Genomic DNA, 17,673 nt, shown 5'->3' with positions numbered 1-17,673 from the left:
CCGACCGCTGATCTCTTGTAATGCAAATCCATGTGATCGGCGGTCGGTGGTCTGCGGTCGGGGCCGCAGGCCCTAAAATTTCCTGCTCCATTCTTTCAGCCAGCGCTCTATCACCACTTTGGTTTGGGTAAAGAACTCGACTGCGTGCTTGCCTTGGCCGTGGAGATCGCCGTAGAAGCTGTCTTTCCAGCCCGAGAACGGGAATTGTGCCACCGGCGCAGCTACACCGATATTGATACCGATATTACCAGCCTCCGCCTCGTGACGGAAACGGCGGGCATTCAGACCGCTGCTCGTGAAAATACAAGCCATATTTCCGTACCTCCCCGAGTTGATGAAGCGAATGGCTTCATCGATGGTATTAATATGAACCAAACTCAACACCGGCCCGAAAATCTCGGTCGAGGCCAGTTCGCCATCCAATGGAATATCTTCAATAATGGTAGGGGCAATGAAGTTGCCATTTTCGTATCCGTTGATCTGCGCATTACGCCCGTCTACCAGCAGCCTGCCGCCTTCGTGCAAACCTCTTTCAATCAGGCCGTGAACGCGGGTCTTGCTTTCTGCCGTGATTACCGGACCCATCAATACGTCGGAATCCAGCCCAAAACCGGTCTTACGGTTTCTCGCAGATTCGACGAGACTTTCAGTAATGTCTTTATGCTCGCCCACCGTAATGATTGTCGAAGCGGCAAGACAGCGCTGGCCTGCACAACCGAAAACACTATCGATGACGATTTGCGAGGTCATATCAATATCTGCATCCGGAAGGACAATTACCGGGTTTTTGGCTCCTCCCTGCGCTTGCACACGCTTGCCGTTGGCGGAACCTTTGGAATACACATAACGCGCTACATTTGAAGAACCCACGAAACTGATACCTTTTATGACCGGATGTTCCAGAATAGCATCCACCGTTTCGCGCGCGCCCTGCACGAGGTTCAGTACGCCTTTGGGAAGGTCGAGCTGCTCCATAAGGCCTACGATCTTCGTCATCGTCAAGGGTACTTTTTCAGACGGTTTGATAATGTAGCTGTTTCCGCAGGCGAGTGCATAGGGGAGAAACCAGAATGTGATCATACCGGGAAAGTTGAACGGTGCAATACAAGCACACACGCCCAGCGGCTGGCGGATCATATATTCGTCGATGCCTTTGGCAATATCTTCGGAGAACTCGCCCTGGATCAGTGTCGGCATCCCGCAGGCATTCTCCACATTTTCGATCGCGCGGACCATTTCGGCTCTTGCCTCAATGAATGTCTTGCCCGATTCGAGTGTGATGGTTCTGGCGATGTCGTCGGCGTTATCTTCCAGCAGTGTTTTCAGTTTAAACAAATATTGTACACGCTTAGAAACCGGCGTATTTCTCCATTCCTGAAAACCTTCGTGGGCCGCGGCAGCCGCATCGGCTACATCCTGCGCATTGCCATAAGGCACTTGTGCCAACACTTCCTGACTGGCCGGGTTCAATACATTCACAAAGTGATCGGAGTGACTGTCGACCCAGCGGCCATTGATGTAATTCTGTAATTTTTCCATTTGTATTGATTTCGCCGGACGCGGGTTCCGGCCTGTTTGAAATTATAAGCCTCCGTATCCTTGTACGAACTCCATTACTTCGTCATAGCTTGGCATGAAGTTCGCACAGCCTTCACGCGTCACGATGATCGCACCGCAGGCATTACCCATTCTTACGCTTTGGTACAAATCCCAGCCACTCAGCAGCCCGAACGAGAATCCCGCGCAGAACGCGTCTCCGGCTCCAAGCACGTTCAGTACCTCCACCGGGAAGCCAGGAACTTTCACTTCTTCCTTACCCGGTTGAAAAATAGATGCACCGTCTTTGCCGCGTTTCACCACAAGGGTTTCTACACCTGATGCCAGGATTTCCTGAATCGCATTCTCAATGTTCCCCCGGATTTCAGGTGCGGATATTTGCTGGTGTTTGATCAAAAGCTGCTCTTTGTCAGTGAGGAACGTCGCCAGTATCTCTTCTTCTGTTCCTACTACAATGTTAAAGCTTCCTAATGCCGCACGGATCGTTACGCCGAATGCACGCGGGTCGAACCACTGGTCGGCACGGAAATCGATGTCGAGCAAGCGCGTAACCCCGTTCTTTTTCGCCAGCTCGAGGGCAAAGAACATGGCCGTACGGCTTGGATCTTTACTGAATGCAGTACCTGAAAACGCGGCCGCTTTGAAATCCTGGAACGGAATGGCGGATACGTGATCGATGTTCAGGTTAATATCTGCGCAGTTCTCGCGGTAATAAACAAGCGGAAAACGGTCGGGAGGTTCTATACCCAGCACGACTGCCGAGCTACGGGTGCCTTCGATAGTCGGTACCCACTCGGTAACAATGCCTTCGTTGTCGAGAAAATGTTTGATGAAGTTACCAACCTGGTCATTGCCAATGCCGGTCAGAATGGCTGTTTCCAGGCCTAGCCGACGGCTTCCGGTAGCAATATTGAGCGGACAGCCGCCCACAAATGCATTGAATGCTTCAATTTTTTCAAATGGACTACCCACGTTGGCCGAGTAGAGGTCAATAGACGAGCGGCCAAGGGTAATAAGATCGTATTTGCGCATGGGTTGTGTTGTTTGGAACGTCTATCCGTTCATTTCGGCGGTGACGATCGGTAATCTGGGGTCGGAGCCTTTCCAGGTTCCATAAATCCAATCGTGATCGGGGTCGGAAGTATTGGCGAGTGATTGGTCGCTTCCGGCCAGGAAGTTGAGATAGTATACATGATAGCCATGGCCAGCTACCACCGGATGGTACCCTCTGGGAACGAGCACGGCTTCATTGTTTTTCACCCGGACAATCTCATCCAGCGAGCGGTCATCTGTATAAACCTGCTGAATGGCGTAACCCTGTGGCTTATCGATTTTGTAAAAGTAAATCTCTTCGAGGTTCGCTTCCAGCAGGTTGCCATCGGAATCTACCTTACGCTCATCGTGCTTGTGTGCAGGGAAGGAGCTCCAATTGCCGGACGGCGTATAAACTTCCACGCAAACAATCTTATGGCAATCAAAACCGGGTTCGAGCAGGCTGTTGATCTGGCGGTTCGCATTGTCGCCTCCGCGGTATTCGATCGCCGCTTCCTCCGGGCGTTTCATGCGCGGTGGGTGATCTTCGTCCGAAAGGACCTTGCAAATGGCGATATCGGTGCCGGGGGATTGGGCCGTCAGTACAAACGGCGTCCGGCGCGAAAGATACATCGCATGGCCGATTCCGCTGAAAACATCCTTGCGTCCATTACCGGTTTCCCAGGTTTGTCCAGCAGCGTCAATCTTGAAATTTCCACCCAGCAAAACAAAGCAATATTCATATTCGCCGGTGTCGCCCGCGATTTGTTCACCTGCTTCCAGTATTTTAGCTTCAAAGTTCAGATATGTCCAGCCAGCCTGTTGGGCAGAGAGGGAATGATAGGTCTTGTCGTGTGTTCGGGGCTTAATCAGCAGGTTACTCATTGTGGTTAATCCATTACATTTGCACAATGATAGTGTTGTATAAATTAAACACAAAATGTAAATATGTTAATATCGAATGCAAACGTTTGAAAAAATTTCAAAGATTTAATTGCTATAATCCAACCCATGAATTCTTCACGTCCTGTTACGATCAAAGATATTGCACGCCGTTTCCGATGCTCTCCATCCACCGTCTCCCGTGCCCTTAACGACCATCCGGCTATCAATGAAGATACCCGGAAGAACATCCAGGAATACGCCCGGGAAGTAGGTTACCAGCGTAACGAGGTGTCGTTGAGCCTACTCAACAAAAAGACCGCCTCGCTGGGCGTAGTTGTCCCGACGATCAGTAACTATTATGAAACGGCGGTGATTGAAGGATTACACACGGTTTTACAGCCCATGGGTTATACGCTGAACATCTGCGTGACCAACGAAAGCTATCTGCTCGAAAAGGAATCGCTGTCCAAACTGCTCTCCAACCGGACCGAGGGGATTTTTCTTTCGGTATCACAAGAAACCTATGACGCAGGCTATTACGAGCATTTGGAAAATGTAATCCAGCGTAAAACGCCGTTGATATTCATAGACCGGGAATATGAGGATTTTGAAACAAGCCGCGCCACTGTGGACGATTATCACGGGGCCTTCGCCGCGGTGGAGCACCTTGTTACGTTAGGATACAAGCAGATCGCCCATCTGAAGGGCCCGAATGGCCTCACAGTGTCCGAACAGCGTTTCAAGGGATATCTCAATTGCCTCAAAAAATACAATATGCCCGTCCGGGAAGAGCTCATTATCAATACCAACTTTAATGTCGAAAGCGCCATTCTCCCCACCAAGCGATTGCTCGAACTGACGTCACCACCGGACGCGATCTTCGGCGTAAACGACCAGGTTGCAATCGGAGCCATGCGCGTCGCGAAGGACAAAGGGTTGCGCATTCCGCAGGATATCGGGCTCGTCGGTTTCGACAATTCACCGATTTCGGCCTACATGTACCCGTCGCTCACCACCGTACACCGGCCGGGCCGCAAGATCGGGATGGAGGCTTCCCGCCTGTTTCTCAATCAATTGAACGGATCCGGGGACTTTGCACCGGAAAGCATTGTATTGCCTTCGGAACTGGTGATCAGGGAGTCGTCCCTGCGGATTTAAGCAGCGCGGCCCAGCCTCGATTTTTTCGACCCTTCCTACGAACATCTGAGTGTGCACAGCCTGGTCGTTTGGCGGGATGGAGTGGCTGCATCGAGGCTCAACCTGGCCGACATTTCTTTCAAGTCAGAATTTCTTCCTGGCGAAAAGGTGTGGGAGCTCAATGACATTTACACAACCAAGCAGAATCATGTGCCGGTGGACCAGGTGGAGAAAGTGAACCTGAAAATGGGCCACAGCATGCAACCGACACGCAATTACCGCAGCCGGAAGAACCAAAGGGGGACCTAACATTCAAAAAAGCCGATGAGGCCTAAAAACAACTACCGGCTGTTTCAAATAGCCAACAAGAAGCCGGTAGGAGCGATCCCACCGGCTTTTTGTTTTTGTTCAAATGCATCAATAACTGTCATTCTGCACCAAATACCCTGGTAGGTTAGACGCGCCATCGATGGCTGTCTGTGGGATCGGGAAGATTCGCTTCTTTACATCGGCGTTGGTTTTTTCAGTCCATTTGCCTTCGTATTTGCCGAAACGGATCATATCGGAACGACGGAGCATTTCCCAGTAGAATTCGAAGCCTCGTTCACGGAAAAGCAGGTCAAGGGTCATGCTGGTCAATGCAGGTGGGGCGATCGTCTTTGTACGTGATGCGCGCACGAGGTTCACATCGGCAAGGGCACCGGCAGCATCGTTGCTTTTACGCAGTTTCGCTTCCGCACGCATGAGGTAAATGTCCGCCAGGCGGGCGATCACGATATCCGCTTCGCCACGGTTACGGCCGGTGTTCGATTTGCTGCTGAATTCGTATTTCTCCACGCGGTAGCCAGTGTTGTAATTGCTGCCCGTGGTTGTAAAGTCGATCAGTTCGGAGAAGCTTACCGGCAAGTCGGCCCGGTTGCGGGTAACGTAGGTCAATTTTCCTACTTTCAGCTTGCCGTCAGGGCATCTGAGGAATGCGCCGTTCACACGCAGTGCACCATATTGCTGGCCTCTGAGAATACCGCGGTTGATCTTGTAATCGGCATCGGCCACGCAGGTATCCGCAGCATTGGTGTAGACCGACATATTCTGCTGATAAAACCGGGGGTCGCGCGACGGGTCCACGGCACCATAGGCTTGTACCCAGGTCTGATAAAAATCCGAAGTAATACCAGGACCATCGGTACCATTTGCGGTCGGGAACTCCGCTAACGGGAACTGGTCGCCCGAGATCGAAAAGTACGCCATACGGTTATGGCCATTCAGTTCGGCGCGCTGATCGACAGCAAAAATAATCTCGTCATTTGTGTGGTTCTCGTTTCCAAAGATGGCGAAGTAGTCGGCCGAGAGCTTCGCTTGGCCCGAGTTGATTACCTTGTCGGAATACTGGATTACCTTGTCCATATCCTCGGGCTTGAAATCGAATGTCGCGCCGTAGATATTGCGATACACCGCTGAGTTGAGATACAAACGCGCCAGAAGGCTCCAAACGGCGGCCTGGTTGAGGCGGCCTGGTCCTACAACCGATTTGGGCCGCAAAACAGGCTCGACCGCAAGAAATTCACTTTCAATGTATTTGACGGCTTCATCGCCGCGGATGATCTTCGACGTTGTACCCGGATCTTCCTTGACAAATGCAATGCCGAACAAATCCAGCATCACCATGTTGTAATAAGCGCGCATGCCCCGGGCTTCCGCAGTGTAAAGTGCCGTGTTAGGCGATGTGGCGGATTTAAGGCCTTCGATTGCTGTAATACACCTTGAAATGGATTGTACCAGTTGGTTCCAGGTGTTATTCACGTTCGGATCAGTGCTGGTGGTATTGTGCGCATGCAATGCGAGGTAAATACCGTTATCACCCCAGTCGGTGCCGCCGCGATAGGGCAGGATCGCCTCGTCGGTGGATATTTCCTGCAATGCAAAATAGGTGGTATGCTGGAAAAGGTTAGGCAACAGCGCATAAGTTGGCGCGAGCAAGCCGTTTACGGTTTCTTCTTCCGACAGTTTCACCGTCAGTGTTTCGTCGAGGACTTGTTCTTTCAGGTCGGTACAGGCATTGCTGAGCATCAGCAGGCCGGCCACCGCAAATATGGTTGATAGTTTCTTCTTCATGGGTCAATTATTAAAAACCAAGATTAATCGAGAAAAGGACGGTTTTCGCTTTCGGATAGCTCAGATAGTCGATACCATATGAAGTAATGCCGCCGATCGAACGGTCGTTGTTAACCTCAGGATCATAACCGTTGTATTTGGTCCAGAGCGCCAGGTTTTGGCCCGTTACCGAAATGCGGGCTGTCTGTACCCATTTGTTAATGCCCAGTTTCGCCGTGTTGAGGTTGTAGCCCAGCACAAGGTTGTTGAGCCTCAGGTATGCGCCGCTTTTGAGATACCTTGTCGAAACCAGCGCCGCGTTGTTAACCGATTCGCTTGGCTCAGAAATGGCTTCCGGTGTTACGTTTACGCCTTTCGATAGTTTCAGTTTGTAGAAATTCGAGTTGGCTGTGTTGTCATACACCTTGTTTCCCGCAACACCATTGAAGTTCGCCGATAGGTCGAAGCCTTTGAAGCTGATATTTCCGTTGAAGTTGTACATGCGGGTAGGCAGGGCAGTGCCGGCTACTACGCGGTCGGCGTCGTTCACAATGCCGTTACCGTCCACATCGCGGAACTTGCTGATGCCATTTTCGTCAAACCCGATGAAATCTTTCAGATAGAATGTACCGATCGCTTCGCCATTGATGTAACCGTTGATGGTCGCTGACGTAAGGCCTGAACCTTGCGCAGAGCCCGATGGGATGACCGTATAAGGAGAGTTCTCAACACGGTTTTTGATAAAAGTAATGTTTCCGCCAACCGAATATCTTAGGCCGTTCTCCAACGAATTACGATAGCTCAGATCAAGTTCGACACCCTGATTGATGATTTGCATGTCAGGTACATTGGTCCAGAATGTTCCTGCCGGTTGAACCGGATCGGCAGGAATTACTTCAAGGAGCATTTTTTCAGAGGTCTTTCTGAAATAGTCGATCTCCCCGCTCAGCGCACCTTTGAATAATCCGAAATCGAGTCCTACGTCAGTCTGTTTTGACACTTCCCACTGAATGTTCGGGTTGGCCAGACGCGTGTAGGTGGTCCCACCGGGATAGGTAGTTCCGCCGTCTAGCGGATAACTGGTCGTTCCCGAAACCACTGATGTAAACCTTGCCTGGGTGATTTTGGAAGGAATTTCCTGGTTTCCAGTTGAGCCCCATCCGGCACGCAGTTTCAGCTCGGAGAATGGCGATGATTTCATGAAAGGCTCTTCCGAAATCCGCCAACCCAATGAAAATGAAGGGAAGGAACCGTACTTATTGTTAGAACCAAATTTGGAAGAACCATCCACACGTAAGGTAGCTGTAACGAGGTATTTGTCTCTGAAACCATAATTCACACGGCCGAAGAACGATTGGAGCTCGTTGATCGTCGCAAAGCCGCCTGGCTGGTTCAACACGAGCGAAAGATCCTGTCCGAGGCCGGGATTGTAAATCGGCTCGATGTCGGAGATCGGGAACTTGTTGATGCTGAAATTTCTGCTCTGGATGAAAATGTGCTGGTATGAATGTCCGAGCAATGCGCTGAAACTGTGTATTTTATTGTTCAGTGTATAAGTCAGGTAGTTTTCGATCAGCTTGTTGGTATTGCGCAGACCATAGTTTTCCAGACGCCCTACTTCTGCTGGAACAGTACTCGGCAGGGTCTGCTTATCCTGGGTAGCCGTCGAATTATCGATGCCAAAGTTCAGCTTGTAAACCAGCCCGTCGATGATCTTCACGGATGGCGATATGCTGGCGAGCACGCGGTTGGTCGTCAGGAGTTCCTTATACTGATGCAATATGAACAGCGGGTTGGTAAAATCCTGGTATTGGACCAACTGCCCGTCGGCATCATATGGTGCATAGCTAGGGTTGATGGTAAGGGCGCTACCAATCATGCCCTGGACATTCGGGCGCTGGTTTTTGGTGTTGGTTGCATTCAGGTTCACGTCAAGCGTCACACGGTCCTGAAATAATTTCTGAGAAAGGTTTACCCGGCCGGTATAACGGTCCTGCTGGCTTCCTTTGAGTATGCCCTGCTGTTTCTGCGCGCCGAATGATGCGTAATAGTTCATTTTATCGCTACCCCCGCCAATCGATAAATTGTGGTTGTGGGTAGTGGCGGTCCGGGAAATTTCCTTTTGCCAGTCGGTGTCCGCTTTGCCGTCCACTACCGCAGCGCCGAGTTTCGTGGCCTCGGTCAGAAATTCGGGGCCTGAGAGGACATCTATTGGGCGGGCCATCGTAGAAAGGCCCAGGCTTCCGGAGTAAGTAACAACGGCCTGGCCGGATTTTCCTTTTTTGGTAGTAATGAGAATGACCCCATTTGCACCACGTGCTCCGTAAATTGCTGTGGCAGAGGCGTCTTTCAGCACGTCGATCGACTCGATATCCTGAGGGTTCAGGAAGTTGAGCGGATTGGCGTCGCCTCCGGTTCCACTGTTGTCGAGCGCCATACCGTCCACGACAAACAATGGCGTACTACCGGTACGCACCCCACCAGGACCGCGAACGGTAATATTCGATCTGCCGCCAGGTTCTCCCGTCGCCGAGGTGATGTTCACGCCGGATACCCTTCCCTGCAGAAGCTGCTCCGGCGAGTTGATGATCCCGGCGTTGAAATCCGAGCTTTTCAATGACTTCACCGAACCTGTAATATCCTTTTTGGTTGTGCTGCCGTAACCTACCACCACCACCTCGCTCAGGTTGGAAGCCGATTCTTTAAGCCTGATCTCGATAGAATTCGTATTGGACTCAGTTAAAAGAAAATCATTGAGAGACTGTTTTTCAAAACCGATATAGCTGAACTCAAGGTTATAGCGCATGCCAGTTTGCAGGTTGGGAAAACTGAATGTTCCCGATTCATTGGTCGTTGCGCCTTGCTTGTTGTTCCCACTGGCGTCGGAGATCACGACGGTGACGCCGGGCAGTCCTTCGGAAGAGCCTTCGGTGGTCACTTTACCGGTGAGCGTTACTTCCTGCGATTGGATCATGCTGGTTTCAACATGTTTTCTTGGCTGGCCTTCGGATAGGGGGATCTTGGCTGCAGCTATTGCATGGAGGCCGCACACGGCCGTCACCTGCATTAGGCAGTTTCGGATTATCCCGGTCCTGACTGATAGAGTCGAAGATTTTCTCATAGTCGTGGATTATTGGATTTTAGAATGAATTGAAATGGGAACGTGAGGTGAATTATAGCCATAATAGAGGAATTAGAGGTATGGAGTTACAAGATTACAAATTGTATTTTTGAAACAATAAATAGAACTAACTGTATAGTTTATGCAAACGTTTGAAATTATGTGCAAACGTTTGAAAAAATATAAAGATTAAATAGGATGAAATTGATATTGCGGAATGTGGTGTAGGAATAGTAACTCTAAATCATCCAAAAGTCTCATAAGGGCTAAGAAAGTTGCATTAAAGCAGCATTCCAGTCCAAAAATGGCAGTCGAAGGACGAATAAGTGAAGGAATTTGGTTTAAGGAATTGTTAAATCAGGGGAAGGGGATGAGACGCGGGAGGGGGGGAATGGAGTAGGGGGAGGAAGGAGGAAGGGCGATGGAGGAAGGAATAATAGCTATTTCCAGGCGGTTAGGCTACGGTATCTATCGGTAGGACTCTCAGATTCAGGCCACGAGTTTTAACAACTCGTCCAATTCCCGCTGGTGTTCGGCGAGTAATCTTTCATATGTAGTTGTAGAGTCGTGTTCGTCATTGCTACCAGCTCAACAAGCCTGGCAACCTGTGCTCCCCATTCCTGGAGCTCTTCCAATATTTTCATATCCATGACCTAAAATAAAATTTTAAACATCCTGCCGCAACACTTCCAGCGGGGGGCGGGACAAGATGCCGCGGCTGTTGAGCAAACCGATAATAACAGTTAGCAATGAGACGAAGAGGAAGATCAATACAATCGGCCCGAGCTCGGGATTGAACTCCGATTCGAAGCTAAATTTGGCGAGGCAAAAGCTTCCGATTACAGCAATGAGAATGCCGGTGAATGCGGCCATCGAGCCGAGAAAGAAGTATTCCAGGGAGGTGATGACAAATATCTGTTTGCGACTTGCGCCCAATGTCCTGAGCAGAACGCTTTCCTGGATTCGCTGATATTTGCTGATCATGACAGAGGCAACGAGTACGATCAGCCCGGTCAGAATGCTGAAACCGGCCATAAAACGGATCACAAAGCCGATTTTATCAAAAATTTCATCCAAAACCCGAAGTACCAGTGCGAGGTCGATGATGGAAATGTTGGGGTATTGCCTGACCAATGCCTGCTGGAAACTGGCCGATACTTCCGGATTAGGCACATGCGTGAGCATAGCGTGGAATTGCGGAGCCTCTTCCAAAACGCCTGTTGGAAAAACGACGAGGAAGTTGGTACGCACCTCACTCCAGTTCACTTCCCGGAAGCTCGCAATGGTTGTCGGCATAATGGTGCCCTGTACATTAAAAACCAGTGTATCACCCAGCTCGAGCCGACTTCTTTCCGCAAAACCTTGTTCAACGGAAATAGGGATAATTGTCGCGGATCTGTCGTATTTACCCTGCCATTTTCCTTTGGTGATCTTTTCGGAGGAAGTCGTCGAGTCGCGGAAAGTTACCCGGTATTCCCGCCCGAAAATGCGGCGCGATTGCTCGGCGGTGGTGTCGCCTTCGAAATCGGCGGCGGTTTTGCCATTAATCTCTTCCAAGCGCATGTTTACGATAGGTACGCTCTGGTTAATGGGCACTTTTTGTGCCTTGGCAATGGCTAATACGCCTTCTTTCTGGTTGCTCTGGATATCGAAAAGCACCATATTGGGCTGGTTGCCGCTACTGGAAAGCTTGACGCGCGTAAGTAGAATAGATTGGATAAAAAAGAGCGTGCAGATGAGCGAGGTGCCGAGTCCTACCGACACGATTAGGATGGTAGTTTGGTTATTGGGCCGGTACAAATTGGCCAGGCCCTGTCGCCAGAGGTAACTCCAGGACGTCGGGAAGAACTTGCGCACGAGCCACATGAGCAGGCTGGCAATGCCAAAAAGGATCAGGAACGAAGCCAGGATACTCGCTGTAAAGACCAGCGCCTGCAACCAGGTTTGCATTTGCAGGAACGAAAACCCGAAAATGAAAAGAATGATCAGGCCGTACAATGCCCAGCTTACGGCATCACGTTCGGGATGGGCGGCATCGGAGGACGATCGCAGCACGTTTAGAGGCGATACTTTACGGATCGATACCAGCGGGGGTAATGCAAATAAAATGGAAATAAGTACGCCAATCACAAGCCCTTGTGCGACGGCTGGCCAGGAAATGTCGGTATTAAGGTCAAATGGCAGCAGGTCTTTCAGCACCACCGGTAAAAATTGCTGAATGACCGTCCCCAAAATGGTACCGAGGATCGTTCCAATCAGCCCGATTCCGGCGATCTGGATCAGATAAATCAGGAATGCCTGGGATCCTCTTACACCCAGACAACGCAGAATAGCAATGGAGTTCAACTTTTCGCGCACATATATATGTATTGCGCTCGCAACCCCAATGCATCCCAGCAGCAGCGCTACAAAACCGACCAGGGAAAGGAAGCGTGTAAGGTCGCGGAAAGAACGGCCGGTGTCTTCCTTTTGGCTTTGTACGGTGTTGTGGTCCAGGTCATAACGCTCGAATTGCGGTTGCCGTGCTTTCACGAATTTTTCGACATCCGTTTTAACCGGATATTTGAAATAGTACCGGTAACCGACTCGGCTGCCCTTTTGCATCAGGCCTGTTTGGTCCAGAAAACGCATGGGAATATATACCACAGGCGCTACCGAAGCGGTAATGCCCGTCGCGCCCGGCGCTTTTTCCAGAACACCCGCAATCGCAAAAGTCACTTCCCCGATTTTAATCGAATCGCCTACCTGTGCGCGGTATTGTAACATTAAAGTCTGATCCACTAATGCTTCCTGGCGATCCCGGAAAGACTTTTCAGCGGAAACCGGAATGGTTTCCAGTTTGCCGTAGTAAGGAAAATCGCCCTGCAGTGCCTTTACCTGCGCCAATCTGTTCCCACCGCCTTTTTTGAAATAAACCATCGAAGCAAATGCGCGTTCTTCGGAGCGTACCTTGCCAAGCGAATCAACGAATGCCATCGCTTTCCCCTCAATCTTTTTTCCACTGTAAATGGACAGATCGGCTCCAAGGAGTGTCGCGGCCTGGCTGTCGATGTTATCGCGCAGATTGTCGCCTAATGAATAAATCGCCACAAGCGCCGCGATGCCAAGAATGATGGAGGATATAAACAATGCCAGGCGTGCGCGATTTTTACGGCTGTCGCGCCAGGCCATTCGTAATAACCAGGGAAAGTTGAATGTATCGGGGTTCATCAGGAAATCACAGTTAGCTTGCTTCCACAATTTTGCCGCCTTTGATGCGGATAATACGCTGGGTTTTGGCAGCGAGTTCGAGGTCGTGTGTCACAACTACCAGCGTGGTACCGGCCTCGCGGTTGAGGTCGAACAGCAGTTTTACGACTTTTTCGCTCGTTTCGGCGTCGAGGTTTCCCGTGGGTTCGTCCGCAAAAAGGATTTGCGGCTGGTTGGAAAACGCGCGGGCGAGCGACACACGCTGCTGCTCTCCACCGCTGAGCTGCGTTGGATAGTGATGGCTCCTTTCGGCCAGGCCCACCTTGTCGAGCAGGTCGAGGGCACGTGGCTTCACATTCTTCTCACCGCGCAATTCCATAGGCACCATTACATTTTCCAAGGCGGTGAGCGTGGGCAGCAACTGGAAGTTTTGGAAAATAAAGCCTACGTATTGGTTACGAACTGCTGCGAGCTGGTCTTCATTAAGGCCATTAAGGCGCGTTCCGTGCAATTCCACAGTGCCCGATGTAGAGCGGTCGAGGCCGGCACAGAGGCCAAGGACTGTCGTTTTGCCGCTTCCCGAAGGGCCTACAATTGAGACGGAAGAGCCTGTTTCGATGGAAAAAGTGATATTGTCGAGGACTTTGAGGGTGCGGTCACCGCTTTTATATATTTTACTGACGTCGTGCAGATCGAGTATGGTATTCATCAATCGTTTTTCTTTTATGTTTGCGTGGTGCTGATTACCGCGGAAAACCTAATTTGGCTCTTTTCGGCAATTGTTTCTCATAAATATAGTTTAAACGGTTTTTAAAAGAGAATGAATGGCCCGGTACGGCGTTTTTAACCATAAATCCATTCCCATTGCTACTAAATATGATTGCTGTGCATCCATCTAAAATATTTTTGAACTTGGCGATCCTCACGGTGGTGCTAATGTCCTGCGGCGGTGAGAAAAAGCAGGATGAAGGGCAAAAGGCCGATGCTACCCAAGCCGCGACCAAATCACCCGAAGCCAGGAAGAAGGTCCTGGTGTTCTTCGGGAACAGCCTTACTGCCGGCTACGGCCTCGACGACCCCTCACAGGCATTTGCCGGGCTCATCCAAAAGCGGATCGATTCGCTGAAATTAAATTACAAAGTCGTTAACGCGGGTGTGAGTGGGGAAACCACATCGGGCGGTAATAGCCGCATCGACTGGCTGTTGAAACAACCATTAGATATTTTTGTCCTCGAACTCGGCGGTAACGACGGCCTGCGCGGTATCCCGGTTTCCGAAACGAAAAAGAACCTGCAAGCTATTCTCGACAAAGTAAAAGCCAAATATCCCGAAACTAAACTGGTGCTGGCAGGTATGCAGATCCCGCCGAATATGGGCCAAAAATACGCCGGTGAATTCAAGGAAGTGTATGCCGAGCTGGCCAAAAAGAACGACATCACGCTGATCCCCTTTTTGCTGGAAGGCGTAGGGGGCGAATCAAAACTGAACCAGGCCGACGGCATCCATCCGACCGCCGAAGGGCACAAGATTCTCGCCGAGAATGTCTGGATCATGATAAAAGACCTGCTATAAGCAAAGAACCCGCCGTTGAGCGGGTTCTTTTTTGCGTCTTTTCAGACTTTGTAAGTTTCATTACCGTGGAGTTGTCTTGCGCCGTAGCTGTTCCAGGCTTCGATAATTTCCATCCTGTCCTCTACCGTGCGTGGTGTGAATGAAATGACCGTGCCCCCTTCACGGATGCTCGACTCGAATACATCGGCATGTTCCTTGGGGACACCGCGGTGATGCAGCGCACCTACAATCCCGCCGGTAAGTCCGCCAGCGCCTGCACCCGTAAGTGCTGCGAGCAACGGACCCGCAACGGCAATGCCCAGGCCTGGTATCACTATCGTGGTCCCGATCGCAATAACCGCCCCCGCAATGGCCCCGGCAGTACCACCGACGACCGAGCCTATACCCGCATTCTCTATGGTAGAATGGGCCGGATTTGAAGTCTCGATTTCTTCATGGTGGATCCGGTGTGTTTCATCGGAAACAATTACGTTGATCTCGTCGGGCTTGTAACCGCGGTACATGAGCTCATCGTAAGCCTTTTGGGCGTCAATTCGGTTAGAGAATACCGCATTGACCAGCGACGGATAGTTGTATTCGATTGTCGTTTCCATGACTGTCTACACCACCCTGTCCCCACGTATGACACGAAGGATGATCGCGATGACGGCGATTACCAGCAAAACATGAATGATATTGCCTAATCCAAAACTTGCAAAACCGAAGTAGCCGATCAGCCATAGGATCACCAGGATGATGGCAATCGTGTAAAGGAGATTTCCCATTGTTGTAATATTTTGAGTTAGAGTTAATTTTTAATTATGATAGTTATATCAAATTAAATGCCAGATAGGATTCCGCAGGCTAAATCGGGATATTTCCCCGGTTTCTACAATATTTGCGGCATTCACGGCTAACCAACGGTTTAGTTGTAGAAAATTTTCTCAAAAGCTTACGGCACATGCCATAGATTGTCGTCATCATCTTAATTTCCTTTCAACCTTTCAAAATGAAAAAAGCATTCTTTTCGCTCTTTGTATTTGGTTTAATGTCGCTCCTGCAAGCGCACGCGGCACGCGTCGACTCGGTCGAGGTGAATAGCGCTGTTATGAAAAAGAATTTTAAAGTGGTGATTGTGAGGCCGGATGGGTACGACTCAGGGAAGGAATACCCAGTTGTCTACCTTCTTCATGGTTATAGCGGTAACCACTCCAACTGGGTAAGCCGCGTCCCCGGCATTCAAAAGGCTGCGGATCTTCACAACATCATCATTGTGTGCCCTGATGGCGGTTTCAGCAGCTGGTACTGGGATAGTCCGGTAGATCCGCAATCGCAATTCGAGACCTATATTTCCAAAGAACTCGTTTCCTACATCGATAAGAATTACAAAACAATTAAAGACCGCAAGGGACGTGGCATTACCGGGCTGAGCATGGGTGGGCACGGCGCGTTGTACCTTGCGCTCAAACATCAGGATGTGTATGGCACGGCAGGCAGTATGAGCGGTGGTGTGGATATTCGCCCTTTCCCCAACAACTGGGACATGGCCAAACGCCTCGGAACCTACGCAGAACAACCTGAAAGATGGGAGAAGAACACGGTAATTAATATGCTCCATTTGCTCACTCCGAACGCACTTTCCCTGATCATTGACTGCGGTACCGAAGACTTCTTTTATGGTGTGAATGAAAACCTGCATAAGCAGCTCGAATACCGCAAAATCCCACACGATTACATCTCCCGTCCGGGCGCGCATAACTGGCCTTACTGGGAAAATGCAGTGCAGCATCAGTTGTTGTTTATGAGTGGTTATTTTAATAAAAAATAGATCAGTAATCCGTTCTTTATCTGCTCATTATGAAGTGGTCTTCTATCTTTTTACTACTGATGCTTTTGGCCTGTGCAAAAATAACGCATGGCCAGGAGGGTAATCAGGCGTTTCCCGATCCATTTACTTTTACCAATGGGAAAAAGGTGAAGACGTTAAAGGATTGGGAACGAAGACGCGGGGAGATCCTCGATATCATGACGCGCGAAATGTACGGAATGGCACCGGGTCGTCCGAAGAACATACGGTTCGAAGTTTTTGATCAGAACAAAAATGCATTGGCTGGAAAAGCGACGCGGAAGCAGGTCACTATCCATATTACTGAGAAGGGAAAAGAAGCGCAGTTCGACCTGCTTATTTACATCCCAAACCATGCTAAGCATCCGGTACCGGCCATTATCGGGCTGAACTTCATTGGTAACCAGGCTATTCACGCAGATCCGGGCATTAAGCTGACAACCGCCTGGGTAGAAAATAGCAAAATGTTCCCGTGTGGAGCCGATGGCAAGGCTACGGAAGCCTGCCGGGGCGTAAATGCCTCGCAATGGGCCGTAGACAGCATCCTTGCACGCGGGTATGCGCTCGTGACGCTCTACCGCGAGGAAGTTGCCTCCGACCGGAAGGCACAGGCATTTCAAACGGGCGTCCATCCGCTTTATCCTGAATTGCAACAGCGGGAGGATAATTTCGGGACCGTGGCAGCCTGGGCATGGGCACTGAGCCGCGGCATGGATTACCTGGAAACCGACAAGGATATCGACGCCAAACGCGTGGCCGTATTCGGATTTTCGAGGCTCGGCAAGTCTGCTCTTTGGGCCGGCGCAACAGACAGGCGGTTTGCTGCCGTACTGAGCAATGAATCGGGTGCAGGCGGCGCCAAGCAGTTCCGGCGTGGTATGGGGGAGGATATCAACCGGCTTTGTACCGTGTTTCCGCATTGGTTTGCCGGGAGTTTTGGTAAATACAAGGGGAGAGACACTGATCTGCCATTTGACCAGCATTTCGTTCTGGCGCTGATCGCCCCGCGGCCGGTATATTTGGCTACCGCCGAGGACGATAAAAATTCGGATCCGCAGGGTGAGTTTGCAACCGCGCAGGCTGCCGATACAGTGTACCGGTTTTTAGGGACGAACGGTTTGCCAGAAGGCCCGTTTCCTGCACTGAATCAGCCTTTGACAGGTCAAATTGGCTTTCATATCCGACCGGGAGGGCACGACGTTAAAATGTTCGATTGGATACAGTTTTTAAATTTCTCTGATTTACATTTGCAAAAATAGACCGA

At 50.4% G+C, this 17,673-nt stretch carries 15 protein-coding genes; 5 read left to right on the top strand and 10 right to left on the bottom strand.

Annotated elements, in window-relative coordinates:
• Positions 1-72: 72 nt before the first annotated feature.
• Genes LZD49_RS10680 through iolB form a run of 3 tightly spaced genes read right to left on the bottom strand, consistent with a single transcriptional unit; the run spans position 73 to position 3,474 of the window.
• The gene (locus LZD49_RS10680) at positions 73-1,539 is read right to left on the bottom strand and encodes a CoA-acylating methylmalonate-semialdehyde dehydrogenase (RefSeq protein WP_234667342.1); all 1,467 of its coding nucleotides are present in this window, start codon (positions 1,537-1,539) and stop codon (positions 73-75) included.
• A gap of 42 nt (positions 1,540-1,581) precedes the next feature.
• Entirely contained in the window at positions 1,582-2,589 is a 1,008-nt protein-coding gene (gene iolC / locus LZD49_RS10675; RefSeq protein ID WP_234667341.1) for a 5-dehydro-2-deoxygluconokinase, read from the bottom strand.
• Between the two features lie 21 nt (positions 2,590-2,610).
• The gene (iolB, locus tag LZD49_RS10670) at positions 2,611-3,474 is read right to left on the bottom strand and encodes a 5-deoxy-glucuronate isomerase (RefSeq protein WP_234667340.1); all 864 of its coding nucleotides are present in this window, start codon (positions 3,472-3,474) and stop codon (positions 2,611-2,613) included.
• Positions 3,475-3,600: 126 nt separating this feature from the next.
• Between iolB and LZD49_RS10665 the strand changes: the two genes are divergently transcribed.
• A complete protein-coding gene (locus tag LZD49_RS10665; protein WP_234667339.1) occupies positions 3,601-4,632 on the top strand; it encodes a LacI family DNA-binding transcriptional regulator in 1,032 nt (343 codons plus the stop codon).
• A 51-nt stretch (positions 4,633-4,683) separates the two neighbouring features.
• Positions 4,684-4,920: a hypothetical protein gene (locus tag LZD49_RS10660; RefSeq protein WP_234667338.1), complete on the top strand. Its 237-nt coding sequence runs from the start codon at positions 4,684-4,686 to the stop codon at positions 4,918-4,920.
• Between the two features lie 108 nt (positions 4,921-5,028).
• Here LZD49_RS10660 and LZD49_RS10655 read toward each other — a convergent pair whose 3' ends face one another.
• The 5 genes from LZD49_RS10655 to LZD49_RS10635 form a co-directional block, all read right to left on the bottom strand.
• Positions 5,029-6,723 carry a RagB/SusD family nutrient uptake outer membrane protein gene (locus tag LZD49_RS10655; RefSeq protein WP_234667337.1) on the bottom strand — a complete coding sequence of 565 codons (1,695 nt, stop codon included), beginning with the start codon at positions 6,721-6,723 and terminating at the stop codon, positions 5,029-5,031.
• A 10-nt stretch (positions 6,724-6,733) separates the two neighbouring features.
• Complete coding sequence (locus LZD49_RS10650) at positions 6,734-9,769, bottom strand: SusC/RagA family TonB-linked outer membrane protein (RefSeq protein WP_234667739.1); 3,036 nt, start codon at positions 9,767-9,769, stop codon at positions 6,734-6,736.
• A gap of 557 nt (positions 9,770-10,326) precedes the next feature.
• Entirely contained in the window at positions 10,327-10,473 is a 147-nt protein-coding gene (locus tag LZD49_RS10645) for a hypothetical protein (protein ID WP_234667336.1), read from the bottom strand.
• A 16-nt stretch (positions 10,474-10,489) separates the two neighbouring features.
• Positions 10,490-13,033, bottom strand: a complete 2,544-nt coding sequence (locus LZD49_RS10640) for an ABC transporter permease (RefSeq protein ID WP_234667335.1) — start codon at positions 13,031-13,033, stop codon at positions 10,490-10,492.
• 13 nt (positions 13,034-13,046) lie between these two features.
• Positions 13,047-13,721 carry an ABC transporter ATP-binding protein gene (locus LZD49_RS10635; RefSeq protein WP_234667334.1) on the bottom strand — a complete coding sequence of 225 codons (675 nt, stop codon included), beginning with the start codon at positions 13,719-13,721 and terminating at the stop codon, positions 13,047-13,049.
• A 167-nt stretch (positions 13,722-13,888) separates the two neighbouring features.
• Between LZD49_RS10635 and LZD49_RS10630 the strand changes: the two genes are divergently transcribed.
• On the top strand, positions 13,889-14,584 hold the full coding sequence (locus LZD49_RS10630) for an arylesterase (RefSeq protein WP_234667737.1): 696 nt from the start codon (positions 13,889-13,891) through the stop codon (positions 14,582-14,584).
• Between the two features lie 41 nt (positions 14,585-14,625).
• Here the strand turns inward: LZD49_RS10630 and LZD49_RS10625 are convergent, their stop codons facing one another.
• Positions 14,626-15,177: a hypothetical protein gene (locus tag LZD49_RS10625; RefSeq protein WP_234667333.1), complete on the bottom strand. Its 552-nt coding sequence runs from the start codon at positions 15,175-15,177 to the stop codon at positions 14,626-14,628.
• Between the two features lie 6 nt (positions 15,178-15,183).
• The gene (locus LZD49_RS10620; protein ID WP_234667332.1) at positions 15,184-15,348 is read right to left on the bottom strand and encodes a lmo0937 family membrane protein; all 165 of its coding nucleotides are present in this window, start codon (positions 15,346-15,348) and stop codon (positions 15,184-15,186) included.
• A gap of 224 nt (positions 15,349-15,572) precedes the next feature.
• Between LZD49_RS10620 and LZD49_RS10615 the strand changes: the two genes are divergently transcribed.
• Together LZD49_RS10615 and LZD49_RS10610 are read left to right on the top strand one after the other, a co-directional pair.
• Positions 15,573-16,391 (top strand): alpha/beta hydrolase family protein, encoded by an 819-nt coding sequence (locus LZD49_RS10615; RefSeq protein ID WP_234667331.1) that lies wholly within the window; start codon positions 15,573-15,575, stop codon positions 16,389-16,391.
• A 29-nt stretch (positions 16,392-16,420) separates the two neighbouring features.
• Positions 16,421-17,668: an acetylxylan esterase gene (locus LZD49_RS10610; protein ID WP_234667330.1), complete on the top strand. Its 1,248-nt coding sequence runs from the start codon at positions 16,421-16,423 to the stop codon at positions 17,666-17,668.
• The last annotated feature ends 5 nt before the right edge of the window (positions 17,669-17,673 follow it).

It is taken from the genome of Dyadobacter sp. CY261, from assembly GCF_021440085.1.
Lineage (GTDB): Bacteria > Bacteroidota > Bacteroidia > Cytophagales > Spirosomataceae > Dyadobacter.
This window is presented reverse-complemented; position numbering and strand designations above follow the sequence as displayed.

Excerpts from the sequence above, each read along its gene's own strand:
- LZD49_RS10625 (WP_234667333.1), bottom strand. The coding sequence starts at position 15,177 with ATGGAAACGACAATCGAATACAACTATCCGTCGCTGGTCAATGCGGTA.
- LZD49_RS10615 (WP_234667331.1), top strand. The coding sequence starts at position 15,573 with ATGAAAAAAGCATTCTTTTCGCTCTTTGTATTTGGTTTAATGTCGCTC.
- LZD49_RS10620 (WP_234667332.1), bottom strand. The coding sequence starts at position 15,348 with ATGGGAAATCTCCTTTACACGATTGCCATCATCCTGGTGATCCTATGG.
- LZD49_RS10650 (WP_234667739.1), bottom strand. The coding sequence starts at position 9,769 with ATGCAGGTGACGGCCGTGTGCGGCCTCCATGCAATAGCTGCAGCCAAG.
- LZD49_RS10635 (WP_234667334.1), bottom strand. The coding sequence starts at position 13,721 with ATGAATACCATACTCGATCTGCACGACGTCAGTAAAATATATAAAAGC.
- iolC (WP_234667341.1), bottom strand. The coding sequence starts at position 2,589 with ATGCGCAAATACGATCTTATTACCCTTGGCCGCTCGTCTATTGACCTC.
- LZD49_RS10640 (WP_234667335.1), bottom strand. The coding sequence starts at position 13,033 with ATGAACCCCGATACATTCAACTTTCCCTGGTTATTACGAATGGCCTGG.
- LZD49_RS10610 (WP_234667330.1), top strand. The coding sequence starts at position 16,421 with ATGAAGTGGTCTTCTATCTTTTTACTACTGATGCTTTTGGCCTGTGCA.
- LZD49_RS10655 (WP_234667337.1), bottom strand. The coding sequence starts at position 6,723 with ATGAAGAAGAAACTATCAACCATATTTGCGGTGGCCGGCCTGCTGATG.
- LZD49_RS10645 (WP_234667336.1), bottom strand. The coding sequence starts at position 10,473 with ATGGATATGAAAATATTGGAAGAGCTCCAGGAATGGGGAGCACAGGTT.
- LZD49_RS10630 (WP_234667737.1), top strand. The coding sequence starts at position 13,889 with ATGATTGCTGTGCATCCATCTAAAATATTTTTGAACTTGGCGATCCTC.
- iolB (WP_234667340.1), bottom strand. The coding sequence starts at position 3,474 with ATGAGTAACCTGCTGATTAAGCCCCGAACACACGACAAGACCTATCAT.
- LZD49_RS10680 (WP_234667342.1), bottom strand. The coding sequence starts at position 1,539 with ATGGAAAAATTACAGAATTACATCAATGGCCGCTGGGTCGACAGTCAC.
- LZD49_RS10665 (WP_234667339.1), top strand. The coding sequence starts at position 3,601 with ATGAATTCTTCACGTCCTGTTACGATCAAAGATATTGCACGCCGTTTC.